The 25,446-nt window shown below is 39.8% G+C and carries 21 protein-coding genes; 15 read left to right on the forward strand and 6 right to left on the reverse strand.

Features of this window, described 5'->3' with window-relative positions; all coding sequences use genetic code 11:
- Positions 1-138: 138 nt before the first annotated feature.
- Positions 139-1,710: a fatty acid--CoA ligase gene (locus tag BGM26_RS03575; RefSeq protein WP_217038369.1), complete on the forward strand. Its 1,572-nt coding sequence runs from the start codon at positions 139-141 to the stop codon at positions 1,708-1,710.
- Positions 1,711-1,725: 15 nt separating this feature from the next.
- Positions 1,726-2,844, forward strand: coding sequence for a CaiB/BaiF CoA transferase family protein (locus BGM26_RS03580; RefSeq protein ID WP_217038370.1), 1,119 nt, complete (start codon positions 1,726-1,728; stop codon positions 2,842-2,844).
- A gap of 126 nt (positions 2,845-2,970) precedes the next feature.
- On the opposite strand, the gene BGM26_RS03585 is transcribed toward BGM26_RS03580, so the two are convergent.
- From BGM26_RS03585 to BGM26_RS03595, 3 genes are read right to left on the reverse strand one after another with little or no spacing between them, the layout of a single operon-like run.
- A complete protein-coding gene (locus BGM26_RS03585) occupies positions 2,971-3,777 on the reverse strand; it encodes an ABC transporter ATP-binding protein (protein ID WP_217040629.1) in 807 nt (268 codons plus the stop codon).
- Between the two features lie 13 nt (positions 3,778-3,790).
- Positions 3,791-4,816 (reverse strand): taurine ABC transporter substrate-binding protein, encoded by a 1,026-nt coding sequence (locus tag BGM26_RS03590; RefSeq protein WP_217038371.1) that lies wholly within the window; start codon positions 4,814-4,816, stop codon positions 3,791-3,793.
- A 17-nt stretch (positions 4,817-4,833) separates the two neighbouring features.
- Positions 4,834-5,724 carry an ABC transporter permease gene (locus tag BGM26_RS03595; protein ID WP_254118964.1) on the reverse strand — a complete coding sequence of 297 codons (891 nt, stop codon included), beginning with the start codon at positions 5,722-5,724 and terminating at the stop codon, positions 4,834-4,836.
- A 670-nt stretch (positions 5,725-6,394) separates the two neighbouring features.
- On the opposite strand from BGM26_RS03595, the gene pssA reads away from it, so the two are divergent.
- Positions 6,395-7,078, forward strand: a complete 684-nt coding sequence (pssA, locus tag BGM26_RS03600; RefSeq protein WP_217038372.1) for a CDP-diacylglycerol--serine O-phosphatidyltransferase — start codon at positions 6,395-6,397, stop codon at positions 7,076-7,078.
- A 100-nt stretch (positions 7,079-7,178) separates the two neighbouring features.
- On the opposite strand, the gene BGM26_RS03605 is transcribed toward pssA, so the two are convergent.
- Positions 7,179-7,553 (reverse strand): nucleotide excision repair endonuclease, encoded by a 375-nt coding sequence (locus tag BGM26_RS03605; RefSeq protein ID WP_217038373.1) that lies wholly within the window; start codon positions 7,551-7,553, stop codon positions 7,179-7,181.
- Positions 7,554-7,842: 289 nt separating this feature from the next.
- Here BGM26_RS03605 and BGM26_RS03610 point away from each other — a divergent pair, with 289 nt between their 5' ends.
- The 7 genes from BGM26_RS03610 (at position 7,843) to BGM26_RS03640 (ending at position 16,106) form a co-directional block, all read left to right on the forward strand.
- Complete coding sequence (locus tag BGM26_RS03610) at positions 7,843-8,616, forward strand: ABC transporter ATP-binding protein (RefSeq protein ID WP_254118966.1); 774 nt, start codon at positions 7,843-7,845, stop codon at positions 8,614-8,616.
- 20 nt (positions 8,617-8,636) lie between these two features.
- Positions 8,637-10,553 carry an AMP-binding protein gene (locus BGM26_RS03615; RefSeq protein ID WP_217038375.1) on the forward strand — a complete coding sequence of 639 codons (1,917 nt, stop codon included), beginning with the start codon at positions 8,637-8,639 and terminating at the stop codon, positions 10,551-10,553.
- Positions 10,553-11,437: a branched-chain amino acid ABC transporter permease gene (locus BGM26_RS03620; protein WP_217038376.1), complete on the forward strand. Its 885-nt coding sequence runs from the start codon at positions 10,553-10,555 to the stop codon at positions 11,435-11,437. Before BGM26_RS03615 ends, BGM26_RS03620 begins: the two co-directional genes overlap by 1 nt.
- 4 nt (positions 11,438-11,441) lie before the next feature.
- Positions 11,442-12,503 carry a branched-chain amino acid ABC transporter permease gene (locus BGM26_RS03625; RefSeq protein ID WP_217038377.1) on the forward strand — a complete coding sequence of 354 codons (1,062 nt, stop codon included), beginning with the start codon at positions 11,442-11,444 and terminating at the stop codon, positions 12,501-12,503.
- A 289-nt stretch (positions 12,504-12,792) separates the two neighbouring features.
- Complete coding sequence (locus BGM26_RS03630) at positions 12,793-14,025, forward strand: ABC transporter substrate-binding protein (protein WP_217038378.1); 1,233 nt, start codon at positions 12,793-12,795, stop codon at positions 14,023-14,025.
- A gap of 120 nt (positions 14,026-14,145) precedes the next feature.
- Positions 14,146-14,934, forward strand: coding sequence for an ABC transporter ATP-binding protein (locus BGM26_RS03635; RefSeq protein ID WP_217038379.1), 789 nt, complete (start codon positions 14,146-14,148; stop codon positions 14,932-14,934).
- Positions 14,934-16,106 (forward strand): phenylacetate--CoA ligase family protein, encoded by a 1,173-nt coding sequence (locus BGM26_RS03640; RefSeq protein WP_217038380.1) that lies wholly within the window; start codon positions 14,934-14,936, stop codon positions 16,104-16,106. Before BGM26_RS03635 ends, BGM26_RS03640 begins: the two co-directional genes overlap by 1 nt.
- A 79-nt stretch (positions 16,107-16,185) precedes the next feature.
- Here BGM26_RS03640 and BGM26_RS03645 read toward each other — a convergent pair whose 3' ends face one another.
- Positions 16,186-16,977 carry a DUF169 domain-containing protein gene (locus tag BGM26_RS03645; protein WP_217038381.1) on the reverse strand — a complete coding sequence of 264 codons (792 nt, stop codon included), beginning with the start codon at positions 16,975-16,977 and terminating at the stop codon, positions 16,186-16,188.
- A gap of 404 nt (positions 16,978-17,381) precedes the next feature.
- Here BGM26_RS03645 and BGM26_RS03650 point away from each other — a divergent pair, with 404 nt between their 5' ends.
- Genes BGM26_RS03650 through BGM26_RS03660 form a run of 3 tightly spaced genes read left to right on the forward strand, consistent with a single transcriptional unit; the run spans position 17,382 to position 20,043 of the window.
- Entirely contained in the window at positions 17,382-19,601 is a 2,220-nt protein-coding gene (locus BGM26_RS03650) for a sensor domain-containing protein (RefSeq protein ID WP_217038382.1), read from the forward strand.
- A 15-nt stretch (positions 19,602-19,616) separates the two neighbouring features.
- Entirely contained in the window at positions 19,617-19,847 is a 231-nt protein-coding gene (locus tag BGM26_RS03655) for a hypothetical protein (protein WP_217038383.1), read from the forward strand.
- Positions 19,848-19,872: 25 nt separating this feature from the next.
- Positions 19,873-20,043, forward strand: coding sequence for a hypothetical protein (locus BGM26_RS03660; RefSeq protein WP_217038384.1), 171 nt, complete (start codon positions 19,873-19,875; stop codon positions 20,041-20,043).
- A gap of 163 nt (positions 20,044-20,206) precedes the next feature.
- Here the strand turns inward: BGM26_RS03660 and BGM26_RS03665 are convergent, their stop codons facing one another.
- Positions 20,207-22,249: a molybdopterin oxidoreductase family protein gene (locus BGM26_RS03665; protein ID WP_217038385.1), complete on the reverse strand. Its 2,043-nt coding sequence runs from the start codon at positions 22,247-22,249 to the stop codon at positions 20,207-20,209.
- A 283-nt stretch (positions 22,250-22,532) separates the two neighbouring features.
- On the opposite strand from BGM26_RS03665, the gene BGM26_RS03670 reads away from it, so the two are divergent.
- Positions 22,533-23,897, forward strand: coding sequence for an MATE family efflux transporter (locus tag BGM26_RS03670; protein WP_217038386.1), 1,365 nt, complete (start codon positions 22,533-22,535; stop codon positions 23,895-23,897).
- 73 nt (positions 23,898-23,970) lie between these two features.
- Positions 23,971-24,984 (forward strand): HD-GYP domain-containing protein, encoded by a 1,014-nt coding sequence (locus BGM26_RS03675; protein ID WP_217038387.1) that lies wholly within the window; start codon positions 23,971-23,973, stop codon positions 24,982-24,984.
- Positions 24,985-25,446: the final 462 nt, after the last annotated feature.

Consider the following 25,446-nt stretch of genomic DNA (forward strand, 5'->3'; position numbering starts at 1 on the left):
GAGAAGCGTGTCAGGGGAGACCCCGCAGGAGCGTTAGCGACGAGGAGGCTCCCCGACCGCCCACGGAAAGCGAGTGCCTGTAGCGAAAATCAACAGCTACATTTAAAACAGCCTATTTTTAAAGGAGGAAAATGAAAGATGACAATTACAATTGGGAAATTATTCGACTTAACTGTTAGCAAGTATCCGAACAAGGAAGCATTATATGATGTAAGCAAGAATCTTCGGCTCACATATAAGGAATGGAGTCTTGAAATCAATAAGCTCGCGAATGCTCTTTTACAGGAAGGAGTAAGAAAAGGGGATATCGTATCAACTTATTTATTTAATACGGAAGAACTGGCAACTGCTGTTTTTGCCTGTGCGAAAATAGGTGCCATTTTTAACCCGATTAATTTTCGCCTTATGTCCGAGGAAGTCGCTTATATATTAAATGATGCGAAACCTAAAGTCGTGTTATTCGAGAAAATGCTCGAATCCGGCATCAAACCAATTGCCAATCGTTTTCCGCAAACTGCCTTTTGGCAAATTGATGATGAAGCACCATCATACGCAGCAAGCTACAATGATAAGGTAACGAATGCCTCGCATTTGGATATAGATACAAATATTCATGAAAGCGATATCTATGCCATCATGTACACAAGCGGCACGACTGGCAGGCCAAAGGGAGTCATCCACCGCCATAGGGAAATTGTTGAGCAGAGTCTGATCGTTATTAGTGCAACCAAGCTGGACAGTAATGATCATGGCCTTGTCACTGCACCGATGTTTCACTGCGCTGAATTACATTGTGCATTTATTCCTCGTGTTCATATCGGTGCGAAAAATACGATTCTTCATCATTTTGATCCAAAGCAAGTTCTTCAGTTAATAAATGATGAAAAAATTTCGAAGTTTTTTGCCGCACCAACCATGTGGAATATGATCCTGCAAGAAAATCTTGAGGCCTATCAGCTTCAAAGTTTGAAAATAGGTCTCTATGGTGCAGCACCGATGGCTCCGGCCTTAGTTTATGCATGTAAAAGCAAATTAGGCATCTCACTCATACAGGCGTATGGAATGACAGAAATGGGTCCGGCAATCACATTTTTATCTGAAGAAGACCAAATTAGGAAAGCAGGTTCTGCTGGTCAAGCCTGCCTAAATCATGAAATCAGAATTGTAAGGCCGAAGGAGGATGGCCCTTCAGAGCCAGATGATACCGTTCTAGCAGGTGAAACAGGAGAAATTATTGTGAAAGGTCCTTGTATGATGAGCGGCTATTATAATAATGAAGAAGCATCAGAAAAATCAATGTATAAAGGCTGGTACCATTCGGGCGATATTGGCTATCTCGATGAAGAAGGCTATCTTTGGGTAAAGGATCGGGTCGATGACATGATCATTAGCGGTGGTGAAAATATATATCCTCGGGAGGTAGAGGATATATTGCACTCCTATAGTGGTGTCTTAGATGTAGCTGTAATTGGGCAGCCGGATGATCGCTGGGGAGAGACGGTAACAGCTTTTGTCGTAAAAAAGGATCCAGCCCTAACGGAAGCTGAGCTTGATGAATACTGTAAAAACAGCGAGGAGTTGGCTAATTACAAACGCCCGCGTAAATATGTGTTTTGTGATGTGCTTCCAAGGAATGCAAGCGGCAAGATTCAAAAATTCATCCTTCGCAAACAGCTTGAAGGGCTATTTACGAACAATGAATCAAAATAAAGAAGGGGGCATTCCGTGCTAAAAGGAATTAGAATCATCGATTTCTCAAACTATTTGCCAGGTCCTTATGCGACACTGAGACTTGCTGAACTAGGTGCTGAAGTGATTAAAGTAGAGCCTCCCAATGGAGATCCAGCTAGACATCTAGGGGTTAAAAAAGAGGGAACAGGCATCATATACCTTGCAAATAACCGTCAGAAAAAAAGCATAACACTTAACCTGAAGGAAGAAGCTGGCAGAGATATAGCATTACAATTAATTCAAGCAGCAGATGTCGTACTAGAAAGCTTCCGGCCAGGTGTGATGAAAAAGCTTAGTCTCGACTATGAGTCTGTGATCAAACATAAAGAAGACATCGTCTATTGCTCGCTAACAGGCTATGGCGACAATGGGCATTTCAGCAAGCTTGGAAGCCATGACTTAAACTATATGGGGGTGAGCGGTGTCCTAGCGCAGTTAAAGGATGGAAGTGGAAAGCCTATTCATCCAAGCATTCAAATAGCTGACTATATGGGCGGATTTGCGGTTACGGAAAGAATTCTTGCAGGTTTAGTGTCAAAATCCTTAACAGGGAAAGGAAGTTATCACTGCATTTCCATTGCAGAGGTGCTGACATCCATCATGGGTAACCATCTATTAATCGAAAAAGAAACAGGTGATCTAACGGGTATATCTCTTTTAAATGGAAAGATCATATCCTACGCTATCTATGAAACAAAGGATAGTCGCTATGTCACTCTTGCTGCAGGTGAACTAAAATTTTGGAAAAACTTCTGTCAAGCTGTTGGCAAAGATGAATGGATAGCAGCTCATTTCTCAACAGCCGAAGAGAATAATCCTGTCTATGAACAAATGAAAAAATTGTTTAAAAGCCGAAATTTAGTAGAATGGATTGAATTTGGACAAAATGTGGACTGCTGTTTAACTCCGATTTTGGAAGCAAATGAGCTGCTAGAGTTTTCCTTATTTAAAGAAAAGAGCACGGTGTATACAAGTAATCAAGGGCTGCTGCAGGTGAAAATGCATGGGGATATACAAGTTAAACAGGCAACGCCACCACCGGTGAGTGATGAGCATAAAGAAGTGGTCCTAAAGGGGTTGTTGGGAGCAGGGGAAGAACAAATAGGGATATAAGGGATACAAAAAAATCCGCTTGGATATTCAGGATCCAAGCGGGTTTTTACAATAAATAATTATTTTGTCCGTAATGTGTGTACAAAAATGAGGAAACTGTCTTTTTGTGGTGCCTGACACCGTAGTTTATGAAGAAATAAGACTGATAATCTCTTCGCGTTTTTTTACAAAGTCTGGTTCTGCCCGGTACATTCGGCTTTTTCCCTCTTCAATTTTATACGGCAAATCGCTGTAAATTTCTTTAATGATGCGGCCCGGCCGTGAAGATAAGACGATTATATGTGTACCTAACAACAAGGCCTCTTCGACATCATGTGTAATAAAGAAGATCGTTTTATGCGTCTCTCTCCATATGTTCCGGATATTATCTTGCATTTGTTCTTTTGTCATCGCATCTAAAGCTCCGAATGGTTCGTCCATTAACACAATCCGTGGATCATTTGCTAATACGCGGGCGATTGAAGCCCTTTGCTTCATGCCGCCGGATAGCTCATATGAAGCTGATTTTTTGAACTGAGAAAGACCGACCATTTTTAAATAGTGATCGACAATTTCACGTCTTTCTTTCGTTGGGATTTTCCTCATCTTTAACCCGAATTCCACATTTTCTTCAATATTTAACCATGGATACAGCATTTGTTGCTGGAAAACAACACCCCTATGCCGATCAGGTTTAGGTGAGATAGGCTTGTTGTCAAGCAGAACCTCACCGGATGTCGCTTGATGAAAGCCTGCTAAAATACGTAATAATGTTGTTTTTCCACATCCGGAGGGGCCTAATACACAGACGAAACTTCCTTCTTTAATGTCTAAATTTATATTTTGTAATGCAGTAACAATTTGCTTATCTGTTTGATACGTTAATTCGACATTTTTTATTTGGATAACTGTAGACTTGGCTATCTTTTCTACAAGAGCGTGACTTTGATTAATGGGGGCTCACCTCCTAATCTATTTGAAGAAATTGTGGTTCAATAGCATCTTCATACGCTTTAAGGTCAGGTACTGACTCAATGGCCTTCTGGGTTTTTAAGAAGTCTGCAGTATCTTTTAACGCCTTTGCAAATGCGCCTTTTTTATCAACTGTTCCTAAAAACTCGTCTGAAGCTTGTTCATTCGCATCTAACCAAATTAATTGATCCATGAAAAATTCCGCGTCTTCTTTTGATGCATTCAACTCATTCTTTATCGCTTCAGAAGCTTGGTCTTTCGATGAACGATAAAGTTGAACGGACTCATTTAATATTTTAATATATTGTTTCAATACATTTGGATGATTCTTAATAAAGTCCTTTGTTGCGATTCCCACGTCTGCAGTGAGAATTCCATCTTGTGCGAGGTCACGACTCGTTAAAATAATGTTGCCGTCAGCAAGCATTTCTCCTAATGTTGGATACCAGACATATCCACCATCAATTTGTCCTTGTTTCCAGGCTGCTAACATGTCAGCCGGTTTCATGTCTAAAATAGTTACTTTATTTTCGTCAATTCCTTTTAATTTAAGAGCTGATAGCAAACTATAATGTGTTGTTGAGCCGAAGGAAACAGCGATTTTTTTGCCAACAACATCTTCAAGTGATTGAATCCCGCTATCCTTCTTTGCAACTAGCGCCTCATTATCGCCAATTACATCGTGAAGCCAAATGACTTGGTATGGTAATTTTTGTGCTACTCCTGAAGCAACAGAACTTGAACCAATTAGGCCAGCATCAATTTCTCCGGCAGCCATGGCAGTATTCACATCAACTGCTGCTTCGAACGGAAGCAGCTTTACTTTAACACCATCGAACTTCTCCTCGAACATTTTGGTCGCTTTTGCAAGCAACTCTGCATTTGGGATTACTTGATAACCAATGCGAAACTCTACTGTCCCATCAAAAGGTTTCGATGCTGTTTTCCCACAGGCACTAATCATTACTAGTGCCAAAACAAGCATCATACTCAGGAACAATCTACTAAAGCTTTTCTTCATCTCTTTCCCCCCATTTTCTAATCTTTCCCCTTCCATGGAATCGCTTTCACTTCAATCTTACGAAGGATCCGGTCAAGTAAAATCCCTGTAACACCCATCAAAATAATGCCAACATACATGATGTCACTTCGTAAGTATTTACTTGCATCAAGCACTAACCACCCGATACCGGAAACAGCGGCAACCATTTCTGAGGCGACTAAAGTTGTATATGCAAAACCAATCGCTGTTCTCATTCCAGTGAAAATTTCCGGTAAACAGGACGGGAAAATAACAAAGCGGAACGTTTGCCACCTATTTGCACCTAATGAAGATGCGGAATGGATGCGGTCTTCCAATACGCCTTTTACACCGGACACGGATGCAATATACATTGGAGCAAAGGCGGCTAGATATAATAAAGCCACTTTTGAGAGATCTCCTATTCCAAACCATAAAATTAATAGTGTGTAGTATGACAGCGGAGGCAGGGGACGATAAAATTCTAAGACTGGGTCTAATGCGGCTCTAACTTTTGATGAATAACCACTGATTAATCCTAAAGGAACGGCTGTAATTAATGCGAAGAAAAATGCTGTAGATAATCGATATAGACTATCTAGTAGATGATATATTAAACTATTTCCTTTATAACCATTAACAAGTAAATCAATAAAGGCAGCCCAAGTTTTCGCGGGCGAGGGGATAAAGACTTCAGAGAAGATATTTAGTTTAGTAGCTGTATACCATAATAAAAATATGATACCAACCGAACTCCACATGATGGCTGTTTCCTGTGAGGCTCTCCACTTGCTCTTTTTTTGTCTGACGGTCGGTATTGCACTTTTCATATTGCTATCAAGTGGTGTAAGGCTGTCATAAAGTTGAAAACTATCTTGTTCAACTTTATTATTCATGTTTCCGTTCATAAAGTTACTTCACTCCCTTTACATTAAGCTAAAATGGTTTTGTATATCGGACATTCTAATTCATACATTTAACCCTTCCTTCCTAAATCAAATTGCCTTGGCGAATTTGCGCCCAGATTTTTATCTTAGCTTGCTGATAAATTTCTTGAAAAATCTGAGGCATCCGTCGGAGGCTTAACTTTATTCAGCCGGGGTTTGAACACTCACTGAATTGGATTCCTATTTGCATTCATCTCGCCACTAATAGAAGTGGAAGACTTCTGCTGAATAAAGTTTAACTGCATTCGTGGATCGTAAGGATAAGTATTTGATGTAAATCGTATTATATGGGATAGAAAATAGGTTATCAATAATTTCTGAAAGTTATGTCTATTCAAAATACAAATAAGAATTATGAGTAAATTTCATAAGATATATTTGGAGAGAAGAATAAATTCGTAGAATGGGGCATCTTTTTGTAGTAAATAAGGAGTCGAGAATGGCAATTGGATTTGACGGATACTAGATAAAGTCTGAAAAGGAGGTTAACAAGAATGAATTAATGAATTATTACTTGGAAATTTTTTTCGCAGCATATATAGAGGAACGATATTCTTATGTTAAAATGAAAGAAATTCATTTTAACATAAGAATGGTCTTAAATTTAAAATTGTAGGAGTGATGAGAACTAGTGCGATTTGCGAAAATGATTCCAAACATGCTAACACTAGGTAATTTATATTGTGGATTTTTGTCAATTGGATTTGCTGCGAATGGGCAATTTAAAAACGCAGCTATCTTGATATTAATTGGTATGATGCTGGACAGCATGGACGGCAGGGCTGCGAGAATGTTAAACGTTGATGGGGAATTAGGAAAACAGCTTGATTCACTCGCCGATATTGTCACATTTGGGGTTGCGCCCTCATTTTTAGTTTATTATACATATTTTTTCCAATTCGGCGTATTAGGATTTGTAGTAGCAGGATTATTTCCTTTGTTCGGTGCTTTTCGATTAGCCAGATTTAATATAAGCTCGAATAAATCGTCTTTGAATTATTTTGTTGGCGTTCCGATTACCGCAGCTGGGGGAATATTGGCAATCCTCACTTTATTCGGGGATAAGATTCCTCATATCATTACAACGGTTGTTTTTACAGGCATGTGTTTTTTAATGGTAAGCAAAATTAGAATCCCAAGCTTAAAAGAAATACCGCTCCCGAAGTATGGGACGATTGTTACAATCTTTATTGGAAGCCTTTTATACTTGATTTATAAAGGTAAGTTTGGCCAATTTCCATACTTGATTTACATTGCTACACCGCTTTATGTTGCCTACTTAGCCTATCGTTTTGTTAAGTGGAAAAATAAATAAAGGAAATTTTGCGGGGGAATTTTATACGTGGTGTTTAATGCATTGTAAATGCTGTTATGATTAATTGTTTCGATAATTAAAGGAGAGAAATCCCCTTTAATTATCGAAAGAACACTTTGTCAATATTGTATTTAGCCTGAAGTTTATTAATAATATACGTTTCATAGATTTCTCTTTCCATTGGATCCTCTACAAAACAAACCGCGATTTTATATACTTCGTCCCGATACATTTTAATGGGGGATACCGTATCTTCGAAATGCTTTCTTACTCTCTGTCTTAATTTTCTAGCTTTCCCGACGAATAAAAGATCATCATTTTTGTTGAAAAACATGATTAGACCACCTTTATCTCTTGGAATTCGATGGTAGTCTGTAAAGCCGTACATATTGCTTAATTCCGGTTCACTTGCCTCTCCTAATTGTTTCCGTTTTGTTATGACAATATCTGGAGATGGTATTTCGATTTTTATCATTATTTATCACATCCTAGTCTTTGTAGATCGTACCACACGATAACAGTAGAAATCCAGTATATGTTTGGGGATCTAATGAATAATATGCTGAAATAATAGCCCCTTTAGCCAACACCTTCTAATTGAATGGAATAATCAGTCAATCCTTCCGCAAAACGCGCATGTCACCATTTTGCCTCATTTAGAAAAATATTTAGTTTTAGAGAAGGATTAATTAAAGCAAAAGAGAATACATTTAATATTCGAAATTTTTGGAATTATAGGTTTTCTTGTTTGGAAAAGGGGGATTATGGTGGGAATTCTAGAAATTAAAGATGTGACTTTAAGATTTGGGGGAGTTGTTGCTCTGGACCATGTTGCGTATGAGGTAAAGGAGGGTGAAATTTTTTCCTTAATCGGTCCAAATGGGGCTGGAAAGACGAGTATGTTGAATTGTATAAGTGGTTTGTACCGGCCAACGGAAGGATCGATTTTGTTCAAAGGCGAAGAGATAACTCATTTTAAGCCTCATAAACGGGCGGATCTCGGGATCGCGAGAGCATTTCAAAATATTGAATTGTTTTCACATTTATCTGTTTTGGACAATCTTATGCTAGGCCGGCATGTACGAATGAAAACCGGTGTCCTAGCTGGCGGGTTATATTGGGGAAAGGCGCAAAAGGAGGAAGTGGAGCATCGAGAGAAAGTGGAAGGTGTCATCGATTTTTTAGAAATTGAAGATATTCGAAACACACCTGTCGGAACATTATCTTATGGACTTCAAAAACGAGTGGAGGTCGGTAGAGCACTTGCGTTGGAACCTGAAATCCTCTTACTGGACGAACCGATGGCAGGAATGAATAGCGAGGAGAAAGAAGATATGGCCCGCTACATTATCGACATCCATGAAGAAATGAATACGACGATTATTTTAATTGAGCATGATATGGGTGTTGTTATGGATCTGTCGGATCATATTGCAGTTCTTGACTTTGGGAAGTTGATTGGTTATGGAACACCATTGGAAATCCAAAACAATCCAAAGGTCATCGAGGCTTATTTAGGGGAAGAAAACGTAGGATAAATAAAGGGGGGAGTGATTTCATGTCCAGTTCGAATAAGACATTTCCTCAATTATTATTAGAGAGGGCGAATACAGCTGGGGCACATGTGGCTTTAAGGGAAAAAGATTATGGCATTTGGAATGAGATAACGTATGAAGAGTATTTACGGCAAGTGAAGCTATTAAGTCTAGGGTTGGCGAAACTAGGGCTCCAAAGAGGAGATAAGGTAGCAATCATTGGTGATAATCGGCCGGAGTGGGTAATCAGCGAATTAGCAACCCAAAGCTTAGGCGGGATATCGGTTGGCATTTACCAAGAATCTCTTCCAAATGAAATAAGCTATATTTTGGACCATTGCGATGCAACAGTTGTTGTTGTTGAAGATCAAGAGCAAGTTGATAAAATATTTGAAATCAGGGAAGAGATTCCGAAGGTCGAAACGATTATTTATTATGATCCACGTGGGATGAGAAACTATCACGATGATTTTTTACTCAGCTTTAAGGACGTACAAAAACTTGGCAATGCGTTTGATATAGAAGCTCCTGATTTTTTTCAAATGGAAGTGAAGAAAGGAAAGAATGATGATGTAGCTATTTTTTCGTATACATCTGGTACAACAGGAAATCCGAAAGGAACAATGCTTACATATAAGAATTTGCTTGACATGGCTAAAAATCTTTCAACGATTGACCCACTTTCAGATAAAGACGAATATGTTTCCTTTCTCCCTCTCGCCTGGATTGGTGAGCAAATGATGACAATGGCTATGGGCTTATATAACGGGATGACTGTTAACTTCCCGGAAGAACCTTCCACCGTTTTAGAAGATCTGCGCGAAATTGGACCACAAGTTATGTTTTCACCTCCTAGAATCTACGAAGATATGCTTTCAAAATTTCAAGTGAAAATACAGGATGCCGGTTGGTTAAAGAAAAAAATCTATCAATGGTGCAAGCCAATTGGGGAAAAAGTCGCAAAAGCACATTTTGAAAATACTCCGATTTCTTTCGGTACAAAATTAGGTTATAAAATTGCGGATTATTTCATGTTTAGTTCAATTAGAGACCATTTGGGCTTATTGGGTATGAAGCGGGCCTATACGGGTGGTGCGCCTCTAGGACCAGATGTATTTGAGTTTTTTCATAGTATTGGTGTGAATGTGAAGAGTATTTATGGGCAAACGGAAGTGTCCGGAATCTCCATCGTTCATCGGGACGGAGATATTAAATTTGATAGTGTTGGCATTCCGATTCCTGGTACAGAGGTAAAGATATCCGATGAAGGTGAAATTCTCATAAAAAGCTCAAGTATTTGTAAGGGCTACTACAAAAATGAAAAATCGACGAAAGAAACGATTCAATCCGGATGGCTGCATACGGGCGATGCAGGCAGATTAGATGAAGCGGGGCATTTATATGTCATCGACCGGATTAAAGACGTTATTCGCCTCCATTCAGGGGAAATGTTTTCCCCGCAATTTATTGAAAATAAACTGAAATTTAGTTCATACATTCAAGAGGCGGTAGCCATTGGAAAAGACCGACCATATGTCGTAGCGATGATTAATATCGATATGGAAAACGTCGGAAGATGGGCGGAGAAACATCAGATTAGCTATACAACATATACAGATTTATCTTCGAAATCAGAGGTTTTAGAACTCATTCAAAAACAAGTCAACGAGATGAATCGAACATTACCTAAAAAAGCTCGTGTGAAGAAATTTGTTCTTCTTTATAAGGAACTGGATGCGGATGATGAAGAACTAACTCGGACAAAGAAAGTACGCCGGCAGTTTGTGGCCAAAAAATATGAAGCCCTCATTGATGGAATGTATTCCACAGAAGAGCAGATCCATGTCGAGGGGACGATCAAATATCGGGATGGAAACGAAAAGCTTATTCAAACAACACTTCGAGTAATCTTTATGGATGTGGAAGAGGGGGCTGCTTAATGGTCTTTTTTTTACAAATGTTAGCTACAGGGATCGTCATTGGAAGTGTTTATGCATTAGTAGCATTAGGATTTGTATTAATCTATAAATCTAGTGATGCAATCAACTTTGCACAAGGAGAATTCCTACTAATCGGGACATATGTTTGCCTTACATTAATAACGGCTTACAATATCCCGTTTATTGCAGCATTATTTATTGCCCTTCTATTCAGTGCAGTGCTCGGCTTTGCGATTGAGCGAATTGTTTTGAGACCGTTTATCGGGGAGCCTGTCATATCAATGATTATGGCGACCATTGGCTTATCGAGCGTCTTGGCTGGGATCGTCCATATTATTTGGGGCCATGAAACACGAGTATTTCCGCAAATTTTTTCGGATCAGCCTGTTCGGCTTGGGGAAATTGTCATTGCGCCCGTTTATTTATGGTCACTGCTCATCGTCGTTATTATGCTGCTCATTTTTACTCTCTTTTTCAAATATTCGAAGCTTGGGATTGCCATGAGGGCTACAGCGGATGATCAGCAGGCTGCTATGTCTATGGGTATAAGTGTGAAAACTATTTTTGCTGTTGCATGGGCGATCGCGGCAATTGTTTCGGCAGTTGGCGGTATTTTGCTTGGGAATATTAACGGTGTGAATGCTTCCCTATCAGCAATTGGACTGAAAGTATTGCCTGTTGCCATTCTCGGAGGACTGGACAGCATTCCCGGAGCGATTATTGGCGGGCTAATTATCGGTGTGATCGAAAGTATGACAGGCGGTTACTTAGATCCGCTCGTTGGCGGAGGTCTAAAAGAGGTTATGCCGTTTGTCATCTTAGTGTTTATCCTTATGTTCAAGCCTTATGGGCTATTCGGGAAAAAAGAAATCGAGAGGGTGTAAGCGGATGAAAAATCCTTTTGTGATGGGCTGTGGCGAGTTCCATGTGAACTATAAACAAGACATGGCCATTTGGAAAATCTCCCGGGTCAGAATGCGCGTTTTCATCATACTTGCGTTATTCGCCATCTTTCCGTTACTTGCCTCCGAGTATGTCGTCGGTCTAGCCACTTTATGTGGAATCGCAGCCATCGGTGCCATTGGGTTAAATATATTAACCGGTTTTACTGGGCAAATTTCGATTGGGGTAGGGGCTTTTTTAGGTGTGGGCGGTTATACTTCTGCGGTTTTGACAGCTAAGCTTGGCTTAAGCTTTTGGATTGCCATGCCAACCGCCGGAATTATTACAGCAATTGTAGGCGGTCTTTTTGGGTTACCATCTCTCAGGCTGAAAGGGCTCTATTTAGCCATTGCAACACTAGCTGCGCAAGTAATTATCCTCTTTGTCATTTCCAGATGGGATTCAGTGACAGGTGGTACAGCGGGAATGGTACTTTCAAGGCCGGAAATCGGTGGCTTTGTTTTTTACAGTGAAACAAGCTATTACTATTTGATGTTTGCGATATTGATCATCACGACTATGTTTACATTGAATCTTTTTCGATCGCGAGTCGGACGAGCATTTATTGCCGTAAGGGATCGTGATATTGCGGCAGAAGTTATGGGTATCGATTTGTTTAAGTATAAAGTTCTGGCGTTCATCGTAAGCTCCTTCTTCGTAGGAGTAGCGGGTGCGTTACTTGGCCATTACACAATGGTCGTAAGCCCGGAACTGTATAGCATTACTGTTTCGATAGAGTATTTAGCAATCATTCTCGTTGGCGGATTAGGGAGTGTGTTTGGCTCGATTTATGGAGCAGTCTTTATCACATTATTACCTGTTTTCCTGCGTTCGGGTGTTGATTTATTAAGCGGAATTTTCCCGGATCTTTCAGGTGTACTCGCAGGTATGAAAGAAGTGGTTTTTGGGCTAGTTATTATTTTATTCCTTATTTATGAACCACAAGGGTTGGCGAAAATATGGAAGAACATTAAAGACTATTTTAAGCTATGGCCATTCTCGTATTAGCAACTAGGCCAATAAAGCGCTGGAATTTTTGAAAGTGATTTAACTTTATTCAGCAGAATTCTCGCTTCTATAAGTGGCGGGATGAATGCAAACAGGTATCCAATTTAGTGGGGGTTCAAACCCTGGCTGAATAAAGTTAAGCCTTCGGCAGATGTCTCAGATTTTTAAAGGAATTTATCGTGCAAGCTAAGGTAAAAATCTGGGCGCAAATACGCCAAGTCGAATTTGATAATAGGGGGTTACTTTCAATTTTTAATAATTCATTATCAAGATGACAAGGGGGAGGAAAATGAAAAAAGTATGGGCTGTATTGTTTGGTGTCATGTTAGTCTTGGGAATGCTTGCAGGATGTTCAGGCGGAGAGAAGAGCTCAGGAGGGGAAACAAGTTCAGGGGGAGAAGTAAATTCGGGAGGAGAGAAAAGTTCAAATGAATCAAAAGGAACAATCAAGATTGGCGGGCTTTTTGACATTACAGGTGGAACTGGAGATGTTGGAACGCCGTATGCAGAAGGAGAAAAGGCATTTTTCGAGTATCTTGCTACACAGGGGGATATTAATGGCTATAAAATCGAATTAGTTGGCGATGATTACGCCTATAAAATTCCGGAAGCCCAAAAGCTTTATCAAAAATATAAATCAAAAGATAAGGTAGCAGCTATTTTGGGTTGGGGAACAGGTGATACAGAAGCACTTCGTCAACAAGTAGCAGCTGATAAACTTCCATTTTTCTCGGCTTCTTATTCGGAAACTCTCAAAAACTTGGAAGAAAGTCCATATAACTTTTTGACAGCTGCGTCTTATTCAGACCAAGCAAGATCCGTCCTAAAGTGGATTAAAGATAATCATAGCGGTGGTACGCCAACAGTTGCTTTGATTTACAACGATACAGCTTTCGGAAAATCCCCGATTGAAGATGCAAAAAACTTTGCCAAAGAAATTGGCGTGGACATTGTTGATGAACAGATTGTTGATTTAAAGGCACTTGATGCGACGTCCCAGTTATTAAATATGGAAAAGAAAAACCCTGATTATGCGATTATCCAACAAACTTGGGGTGCGACAGCAACGATTTTAAAAGATGCTAAAAAGCTTGGGATCGATACACAATTTGTTGGACTGAATTGGGCAACTGGAGAAGGATTGCTTCCGATTACAGGAGATGCCGCTGAGGGATTCATTGGTGTTGTGACACATGCATTCCCTTATGAGGATTTACCTGGAATGGCAGAAATTAAAGGGTTTTTAGAAAGTAAAGGAGAGAAATTAGAGGATAAGAACCAAAAATTTGTTCAAGGATGGGTAGCAGCCAAAATTATGATAGAGGGAATTAAATTAGCGGATGACCCGACAACAGGCGAAGGAATTCGTGCCGGGATTGAAAAACTGACAAATCTTGATTTAGGCGGACTTGCTGCTCCAGTTTCGTTCGCTCCCGATAATCATGCGGGTACACATCAAGTTCGTCTTGCAGAAGTGAAGAACGGGAAATTTGAAGTCTTTACTGATTATATTGGGTATTAAGGAGTATAGGGGCGGTTGTTCATACGCCCCTTTTTAAATAAACCGGCTGTTAAATTGCAAAAAAAAGAAGTACTGAAATTTATTCAATTTACCAATTCCACTTTTTATAGGAGGAAGGATATGCTGACGATTAATAACGTTGAGGTCATGTACGATCGTGTCATCCTTGTATTAAAAGGAATGTCCATGGTTGTACCAAAAGGAAAGATTGTTGCCCTTTTAGGAAGTAATGGAGCAGGAAAAACAACGACATTGAAAGCAATTTCAGGGCTATTAAAAAGTGAGAATGGGGAAGTAACAGGCGGGTACATAGAACTGTATGGGGAACGGATTGATGTAAGTGATGCCGAGGCAATTGTCAAAAAAGGGATCTTTCAATGCATGGAAGGCCGACGTGTGTTTGAACAATTATCTGTTGAAGAAAATTTAATCGCAGGTGCCCATACCCGTAAGGACAGAAAAAATATTAAGAATGACATTCAGAAGGTATATAACTATTTTCCGAAGCTTGATATGCTGAAAAATCGGCAAGCAGGTTATTTGTCCGGAGGTGAGCAGCAAATGCTTGCAATTGGGAGAGGTATCATGGCTAAACCGAAAGTATTGCTGTTAGATGAACCTTCCCTCGGGCTCGCTCCTCTCCTAGTAAAAGAGATTTTTACTATCATAAAAAAAATCAATGAAGAGGAAGGCACGACGATTTTAGTTGTTGAACAAAATGCGAATGTCGCCTTATCGATCGCTGACTATGGCTATATTATGGAGAATGGAAGAATCGTCATGGATGGTACGGTTGAAAGATTACTAGCTAATCAAGATGTCAGGGAATTTTATCTCGGGATGAGCGATAAAGGCAGGAAAAGCTATAAAGATATTAAATCGTATAAACGAAGAAAGAGGTGGCTATAATGAAGCAGCTACAGGCTGTCATTCAATCTGCATTTGAACATGCCGAAGGGTTCAAACAGCGCATGAAGAAAGCAGGACTTGCACCGGCGGATATCAATTCTGTTGAGGATTTGGCGAAAATTCCTATCTTAAAGAAGGATCTTCTACCTGAATTACAAAAGGAAAATCAACCGTTTGGCAATTTGGCGACGGTTGATTCAACGGGAATGGCAAGAATTTTCATGTCACCCGGACCAATTTATGACCCCCAAACGCATGATAAAGATTTTTGGCGATTTTCTGAGGCGCTTCAGACTGCAGGTTTTAATGAAAAAGACATTGTGCAAAACACATTTTCCTATCATCTATCACCTGCTGGGTTTATGTTTGATTCAGCATTAAGGGAAATAGGCTCTACCGTGATCCCGGCTGGCACAGGGAATAGAGAGCTGCAAATACAGGTAATGAAGGATTTAAAAGTCACTGGGTATGTGGGAACTCCGAGTTTCTTTGCAATCTTATTAGATGCGATTGAGGAAAAAAACTGGACGGTTGGAAAAGAAATTCATCTGAAGAAAGTGTTTTTTACTGCCGAAATGCTGACAAACGATCTCAGAGGAAGATGTGAGGACAAAGGCATTTCAGTATATGAAGGATACGGGACGGCTGATTGTGGTTGTTTAGCCTTTGAGGATAAGCAAGGATTAGGCTTAAAACTGACAAGCTCAGCCATTGTGCAAATTTGTGATCCGCTGACCGGAATGGAAGTAACATCCGGTGAAGGTGAGATTGTTGTCACCCTATTTGACAAGAGCTATCCGCTCATTCGTTTTGGTACAGGTGATTTGTCACGCTGGGTGGAGGGATATGAAGGAAAACGGATTGCAGGTGTACTTGGAAGGGTAAGCGATGGAGTCAAAGTAAAAGGAATGTTTGTTAGAGAAAAACAGCTTGCGACTGTATTGGAGCAAGCCGGTTACAGTACTTTCCAAGGAATCATCACAAGCGAAAGGAATCAAGATCGATTCGAAATTTTGATTGAGTCGGAGGCAGAACTAGATGCCGACCTCATTGCCAAGATCCAGGACGTAATCCGGGTTACACCAATACTAACAAGAGTTGCTCCGGGTATAATTAATGGGGAAGAAAAGCGTTTGATTGATCAGCGTATGTTTGAATTGAAAAAGGTATAGAAAGAAAATGAGGGGCAGATTGCTCCTCATTTTCTTTCTATACCTTTTATTGCTGTATAAACTAAACAAACAAGTTTGATTAGTTATCAAACATATCATTCAATTTTTCATACGTTGCTGGATATTTTGCTTCATATTGGAGGTAATTTGGGACTGGGTAACGGACACCGCCTTTATGTGTTTGTTTCAATCCATCTATGAAATTTTGGGCGAGCGAGTAAGGGAGGGAAAAGGCCATTTCATGATCATGTGTCTGTGCAAATACTCGGTCCCCGTAGCAAGGCAATATAACTTGAGGTTTGTCTGATTTCATTGTTTTGATCACGATATCAGCACAATCTGCCCGAGCGGTAAAGGAAGATGTGATTTCCCCGCCTGAATGATATAGCGCACCAGCGACCATTCTCATCACTTGCGCCGAATTTCCGTAAGCAACAATCACCTCTGGTTCAAAATTAGCACGTGTTAATGGTGCGATTAAAACCGTACCCGCTTCATCCTTCGAAAACTTAGGAACAGCTGCCTCTGTTAGCACACCTAAATCACATGTTTTTGTGTACATTCCATCCGTTAAATTTCCTTCTTTATAATAGTCCAATTCATCTTCAAAACCGAACGCCACCTTAGCAATTGGGCAAGAAAGATCCTCACGGTCCATGGCTATCGCCCATCCATACCGTCTTGCCATCGTCACACCTTGGCAAATACTGAATGTTTTCCCGAAATCTTTATATGGACGTTTTACCCGGACCGGCAGTGCTTCCCCTTTTTTCATCACTCGAATGGCTAACGGAAATGTATCAGGCCTCACAAATGAAGAAATGGCAGCATCTAATTCACTCAACACTTTAAGATTTGTTGTTTCTTGCATCGTTTCATCTCCCTCCCTTTAATATTTTAAATATTCGGTAATAAAGAGGAAGATTCCTGCTGGAATATAGGTTTAGGATAAAGTTATCTAAAATGAGAGATGATTGAATAATTCTTTCCCATTTCCTTTTCAATTTCTGCCTTTAATAACATGCAGGCAGGGTAATACTGACAAGATATTGTAATCGCTAACAGGATATGATAAAAAAGAACTAACTTGTTTATTTGATCCATTATTTAGCATAAAAATACATCTTTATTCCGGTTACTTTAGCACTATTATAATGATAATAGATTAGGTAACTAGAAGTGTCCGATTTCTTCCTGGGTAATTGGATATATACGTTTAGTTTCATTCCCTTTATTTTTTTATCTAAGTCTTCACATTGAAAAAGGAGTGAGAAAATGGCTGAAATGTTTGATAAAAATCGCGTACAGCCATGGATTAATTCATTGCAGGAGCTAATTCGAAAGGGAAGTGCGAATGACAAGAATCTAATAGAGCTAGAAGATGGCATTCAACAAATTGGCAATCTTATAGAGGATTTCTCCAATTTGAAATACGCATTGGATGTTTCTGTTATTGTTGCCGCCACTGACACGGCTGGAAAAATTATTTATGCAAATGATAAATTTTGTGAATTATCTAAGTATAGCCGTGCTGAGCTAATCGGAAAAGACCACCGTATCTTAAACTCTGGTTTTCATGATAAATCATTTTTTCAAAATATGTGGGAATCTATTAAGAAAAGTAGAGTTTGGGAAGGAGAGGTTAAAAATAGGGCAAAGGATGGGACATTTTACTGGGTTAAAACGACAATTGTCCCGTTAAAGGATAAAACAGGTTTACCTTTCATGCATATTGCCATTAGGACAGATATATCAGAAGGGAAGTTAGCACAAGAAAAATTAGTAACGGCCCTACAAAATGATTTTCGACATGTTGTAAACTCCATGCACAATCTCATTTTTAAAATAGAGAGAAATTACAAAGGGTTATTTACTTATAAACTAGTTACTGGCAAATTAGCTGAAGAATTAGATTTAGCAAATGAAAAAATGAATAACAAAAGTCCTCATGACGTATTTCCAAATGACTTAGCTAATATGCTAGTATGTAAATATGAACAAGCCTTCTTAGGACAACCTATTTCTTACAACTATCCTTATCAGGAAAGACAACTGTTCACATATCTATCACCCATTTTTCGTGAAGACAAAGTGGTTGAGGTAATTGGTTGTATAAATGATATTTCTGAGCTGCACAAAGTTCAAGGTGAAGTAGAGTTTATGGCCTATCATGATTTACTGACAAGTTTACCAAATCGAAGGAAACTTTGTGGTGATTTAGATCACTTATTTGAAGATAGCCGTAAAACCAATCGGCAAATAGCGCTGTTTTTTCTTGATTTGGATCGTTTTAAACAAATAAATGATTCCTTAGGTCATACTGTTGGCGATCAACTTATTAAAGAAGTTTCCTATCTTTTAAGAAAAGCGGTTGGGGCAATAGGAACTATTTATCGATTGGCGGGAGATGAGTTTATTATCATCTTTCCAAACATTGATAAAAAAATGATTTCCACTTTTGCGAATCAGATTTTATCAATCTTTAAAAAAGCGATTATTTTGCCTCCTAATCTGGAAGTATATATAACTTGCAGTATCGGCATTAGTCTCTATCCGGATCATGGCGAAAACCAAGATTCTTTATTAAAAAATGCAGATGCCGCCATGTATGCTGCTAAAACGAATGGCCGAAATTCATTTGAAATTTATGAACCGGCAATGAATGAGTCAGAGAAGGAAGTTCTTTTGATTGAACATCATTTGAGAAAAGCCATCGATAATAATGAGCTAGACTTATATTTTCAACCGAAGGTGAACTTGTTTACAAGAGAAATAAATGGGATGGAGGCTTTATTACGATGGAATAGCCCTTTGCTTGGCAATGTGCCTCCAGATAAGTTTATCCCAATTGCTGAGGAGTGCGGCTTTATCATTGAGCTTGATAAATGGGTAATGGAAAGAGCTTGTCAGCAAAATAAAGAATGGAATCATAAGCATTTTTCCTCTCCAATCCGAGTGGCAGTTAACATTTCACCTCTTCATTTTCGCCTTCCTAATTTTCATCATGTCGTTCAGAAGGTGTTAGAAAAAACAGGCCTTGAACCCAATTTATTAGAAGTGGAAATTACGGAAAGCAGTTTTATTGATAATACAGAAGAATGTATTACTTGTTTAAATAAATTAAGGGAAATGGGCGTTACAGTGGCCATTGATGATTTTGGGAAAGGATATTCTTCCCTAAACTATTTAAGAAAGCTGCCAATTCATGCACTCAAAATTGATCGCAGTTTCATTCAAGAGGTTACAAAAAACAGGGATAACATCGCAATTGTGAGAGCGATTACATATATCGCCCATGAATTAAATTTAAAAGTGGTAGCAGAAGGCATTGAAACACAAGAAGTCATTGAAATCCTCGAAGAAATAGGATGTGATGAAATCCAGGGCTATTACGTGAGTGAGCCCCTCCCGAGTAAGGATTTCGAAACGACCTATCTCCGTCTAACAGGGGGGGAAGTTGCTTCTGATAAATTTCCCGCCCTATCCAAACGATAAAAGGAGAAGAGCGAAATGAGGAGTATTAAGTCAAAATTATTAGTTGTTATCGTGCCAATTATTTATATTTCTTTAGTTTTGGTTGCTTGGATGAATCATAATAAGGCAAAAGAATTTTTAGAGGCAAACTTTGAAGAATTATCTTTCATTCATTTAGAAAACACTCAGACGATGCTTGATGACGCTTTCAGGATACATATCGATAGATTGAAAGCGCTTTCTATTGGTACCGGATTAATCAGTTAAGATAAGGATTAGTATCACAGATGACATGGAAAGTATTTCGGCCGTAACGGAACAGTCTTCCGCTGGAGCTGAAGAGGTCAGCGCCTCCAGTGAACAACAGGCTGCAGGTGCGGTGCAAATCTCTCGAAATGCCATTGAACTATTAAATTTAAGTAATGATTTACAAGAAATGCTAAAGCAGTTTAAGATTAAATAAGATTAGAGCCCGATTCCCAGGTTACATAAATGCATCCGAGGAATCAGGCTCTTTTTGTACGTCAAGGTGGAAAAATTTCAACTATCTGAGATCAGAAGCCGGAAATCGGGTTTAAAAAGTTTAGTGATTTGTTCCAGTACGTTTTTTCGGCAAAATGGATGTGTTACCGTATTTTCTCCACACCGACACGTCCCGAAAAGAATGTCGCTCCGCCTCCCATGTCGGCGATTCGATCAGGGGATAGGGAGTTGACTAGCTGTTTTGTTCCTTGTGTATCTGCCCAAAGCCCTTGCGAAACAACGACACCAGGAAGAACACTTTCCCCGACTGACACTTTTAGCTCACATTCTCCGCGATGATTCCACACTCGAACATGATCCCCATCCGCAATGCCTGCTGATGATGCATCCTCAAGATTCATGTGTAATCGAGGCTCCTTTTCGAGGGAGGTGTGTTTCTGATTGTTTGAAAAGGTTGAGTTTAAGAAATTATGATTAGGTGCCGGGATAAACAAAAATGGAAAATCTCCGTCATGCACTAATGGAATATAGGTTGGCAACGCTGGGTGCCCATCCTCTTTCATTTTTTCTGAATACAACTCAATTTTCCCGCTCGGTGTCGAAAGTTTTCCAGGAAACAATGGTTTTATGTTTGATTTTAAATATTGCTGATCAGCCAAATCCTCATAATTAAATCCAGCTAGATAAGGGTTTTTCGGATTATCGATTGCCGATGCGATCATTTCTTCATCCGTCTCGGCAAAAGCAGGTTCATCGTAGCCCATTGCCCTTGCCAGTAATCGGAAAACATCCGTATTTGATTTAGACTCTCCGAATCTTTCGATGACGGGCTGCTGAATTTGCATATAATGATGCCAGTATGAAGTGTAGAGATCAGTATTTTCATAGGATGATGTGGCTGGCAAGATTATATCTGCGTATTTTGCCGTTTCTGTTAAAAATAAATCATGCACGACAATAAATAAATCTTCCCGCTCTAAACCTTTTCGGACTTTATTGCCTTCTGGGACAACAACCGCAGGGTTACTGCTATACACATACAATGATTTTACGGGTGGATCTAATTCAAGTAATGCATTGCCGAGTAAATTCATGTTAATGACGCGCGTTTGTTTATTTTGCAGTAAATCTGGACGCTGTAAATTTGCTGTATTAATAGCTAAATAGCCCGAATTTCCCTTGATTGCACCGCCGCCTTTGACTAGCCATTGACCAGTTAAGGCAGGAAGACATGAAATGGTACGAATGCACATGCCGCCGTTATCGTGATGCTGGGGTCCGTTCCCGATCCGAATATAGGAAGGGGGCGTTTGTCCATACATCCGTGCCAACTTATAAATATCTTCCACAGGCACACCGGTAATGCCAGAAACAGTGACAGGGTCGTACTGTATGACATGCTCACGAAGTTCTTCGCGGCCGACCGTATATTGTTCTAAAAAAGCTGAATCCACCATGTTCTCTGCAAATAAAATATGCATCATCCCAAGTGCGAGAGCCGTATCGGTGCCTGGCAAAATCGGAATAAACCAATCGGCTAGTCTTCCCGTTTGGTTTTTGTGGACATCGATGACGACGATCTTCGCTCCATTTTTCCGTGCTTTTTGGGCAAGTGCTACTTGATGCATATTTGTGCTGACGGCATTAACTCCCCAAAAAATGATCAATTTTGAATGAATAGTATCTTCTGGGTCAATACCGAGACTTCCGCCCATCGTATAGTTGTAGCCGACGGTTCCGGCTGATTGGCAGATGGTCCGGTCTAGTTGTGAAGCGCCAAGTCGATGGAAAAAACGCCGATCCATTCCTTCTGCACTCAGTCTCCCCATGTTTCCATAAAAACTATATGGGAGAATACTTTCTGGTCCATCTGTTTGGATTAGCTCTTTCCAACGAGTAGTAATTGTTTCGATGGCTTCCTTCCAGCTAATTCGCTCAAACTTTCCTTCTCCTTTGGCCCCAATACGTTTCATTGGAAATTGCAAACGCTTTTCATCATAAATACGTGCCGTCATATTCCGAACTTTGTTGCAAATATTTCCTTTTGTCACGGGGTGATTCGGATCCCCATCTATTTTTACAATTTTTCCGTCTTCCTTATGCAGGAGTAAACCGCATTGATCAGGACAATCAAGAGAGCAAACAGATGGAAAAACACCGTTACGTTCATTTACAAAAGTGGTCATATGTGGTCTCCTTATTGATTAAATCGTATTTTACTAATGTAAGAGAATTGGTTTTTTAATATTGTTACTATCATAAGGCAGTTTGAAAAGTCTAGCAAATAATTTTTTCCGCGGGTAACCGTAAAGTACCCTTAATCCGTATCTCGCATTGTTTAAAACGATAAAGGAAAATCGATTTTTGTTTGTTATGAGTCTGTGAATGTGTATGATTAGGAGAGGGTCTTAAACTTAATCTATATGATGTTAACTTTGCTCTCATTACCAAATCAAGGAGTAACTATTAATGAACCAAACATATTCTTTAAATGAAAAAATCAAGCAAGTTTTCATCTTATTAATTCCGATATTAATCACACAGCTTGGGATGTTTTCAATGGTGTTTTTCAATACGATCATGTCAGGGAAATACAATCCGTCCGACCTCGCAGGTGTGGCAATCGGCTCATCGATTTGGAATCCGATCTTTACCGGATTAAGTGCCATTCTCCTTGCTGTATCTCCGATTGCAGCCCAGTGTTTTGGAGAAAAGAAGGGGCGGGAAGTTACTTCTATTGTAAAAAGCGGAATTTATTTAGCTTTCTTGATTGCGATATTGGTGATCATTCTAGGATTCTTCTTTTTAAACCCATTGTTAAATCAAATGAACTTGCCATCAAGTGTTCACGGTACGGCATTTGATTATTTGGCAGGCCTGAGCTTTGGAATTATTCCACTCTTTATTTTTAACGTATTAAGATCGTTTATATATGCACTTGGAAAAACACGTGTAGTCATGGTCATCTTACTTATTTCATTGCCATTCAATTTCTTTTTAAACTATGTGCTGATATTTGGGCATTTTGGATTCCCTGAGCTCGGTGGGGCAGGAGCAGGGTATGCGACCTCAATTACTTATTGGCTAATAGCGGGAATGACAGCGTTTATTATTAAAAAACATGAACCATTTTCATCATTTAAGGTGTTTTCCAATTTGCAAGAGTTTTCGTTCGCCAGATGTAAGGAAATTTTAAAAATTGGCGTCCCAATGGGGCTTTCGACCTTTTTTGAAACGAGTATGTTTGCCGTCGTAACGATCCTTTTAAGTAAGTTTAATATCGCCACGATTGCTGCCTATCAATCAGCATTAAATATCGTATCCTTCCTATATATGATCCCTATCAGTATTTCCATGGCTCAGACTGTTCTCGTTGGGTTTGAGGTTGGAGCAGGGCGATATAAGGATGCAAAAACATACAGTTGGCTGGGGATTTATCTTTCGATCGTCATCGCTCTCGTTACCGGACTGCTCGTTGTTCTTTTTCGCTATGAAGTGGCCGGTTTTTATTCAAACGAGGCGTCCGTTATTACATTAACTGCGCATTTCCTTATCTACGCACTGTTTTTCCAGATCTCTGATGCCATTCAAGCAACAGCACAAGCAGCGTTAAGAGGGTATAAAGATGTCAATATTTCGTTCATTGTCACCCTTATCGCCTATTGGCTCATTTGTTTGCCACTTGGATATATTTTAGCCAATCAAACAAATATAGGCGCTTCAGGCTATTGGATCGGGTTAACGGTTGGCCTGTTAGCGGCTGGGATTTTTTTAAGCATAAGGCTGTTTTATATTCAGAGGCGGAAATTTGTTCACTCGGAGCTTGGGGAATAGCTGTTTTTTTGATGCATGACAGCCCCTAAATGTAATTGTATACTAAAGAAAATACTGCAAAGAGGAGAAACACATGAGACTGATAACTATAGACGAATATCATCCGAAACTTATGCAGTTAGCCAGGCCTGTTTTAGATAGGCAACGGCGGGTATTGCTTGCTGCTGGAAGAACCATTCATCCAACATACTTAAAAAGACTTGAGGCAGTCGGGGTTCGTTATCTATTCGTAGAGGATGCCATTTCAAAGGGGATTTCTATGGATGAAATTGTGGATGCATCTTCTTGGATAGAGGCGATTGAAACCGTTCAAGAGGCTTTTCAAGATGCTGCCCAAAATGGAAACATACCAGTTATTACACTCGAAAGACTTGTTGCCAATCTAGTGAACGAAGTAACAAAAAGGAAGGCAATTATACTCTTTCCTACAACATCCCTTCATGAAGAATTGCAAGGTTATGCTCATGCGGTGAATGTAGCCTTATTATCCTTGCAACTGGCCAAAAAGAAGTTCATTCCGCCCAGTCAGTTAAAAGAGGTCGCTATGGGGGCATTGCTTCATGATATTGGCAAGGTGATTAAAGGTGCAGAAGATCATCCTGTATCAGGGTTTGAGTTTCTGCGGAAAATCAGGGAAATCAGCTTAATATCTGCACATATAGCTTATCAGCATCATGAAAAGACAGATGGAACCGGGTTTCCGCGAGGGATGTCAGCAGACCAAATACATGAGTTTGCCCAAATCTGCTCCATTGCGAACATGTATGATAATCTATTATCGCATGACGCCATGCCTCCGCATATAGCGATGGAATACATTATGACACAAGCTGGCACGAGTTTCAGTAATGAACTTGTTCAACTATTTGTTCAAGAAGTGCCTTCTTATATTCCCGGTACTCGGGTGCTATTAAACAATGGGAGAGAAGCAATCGTGACGAAAATATTGGGCAGTATGCAAAGGCCCTATATCCGTTATCTCGAATCTGGGGAAGAATTGTCCCTGGCAAACAACCATACGTTATTAATAACTGAAGTGCTGTATAAAGATAGGGACAAAATGCCTGCTGAGGGCGATGGGGAATAATTGAAAAAATTGAGTCGGCATAGCCACCACGATTAAATGCTTAATCCGACCTCATAAAGCCTCTTATTACAGATTTAAATCCTAGTTCATAACACCATTGGAGGGTTATTTCATTTAGGCTGTTTTCCGTAACCTTTGATGTTTTATTCGAATGATTTTTTTATAAAAATCTGAGTTGATTGGAGCGGAGGGCACTTGACTCCTCGAAAATGCTATCGCTTTTCCTTCGTGCGTGGGCAGATTCAAGGATGTAAATTCAGTATCCAGCGGGAGATAGAGGGAACGGGAGACCCCACAGGCGGTAACGCCGAGGAGGCTCCCGTCCCTCCCCGCGGAAAGCAAGTGCCCGTAGCGGAAATCAACGGGCAAACTTTATACGCAAACAATATATGCGAAAACAGCCTTTTGTTATTTTTAAATAATTTTTATCTTTGTTTTTTCCACTAGCAATAGGTAGTGAAG

Source organism: Bacillus sp. FJAT-29790 (assembly GCF_019039215.1).
In the GTDB taxonomy this organism is placed as follows: domain Bacteria; phylum Bacillota; class Bacilli; order Bacillales; family Cytobacillaceae; genus Cytobacillus.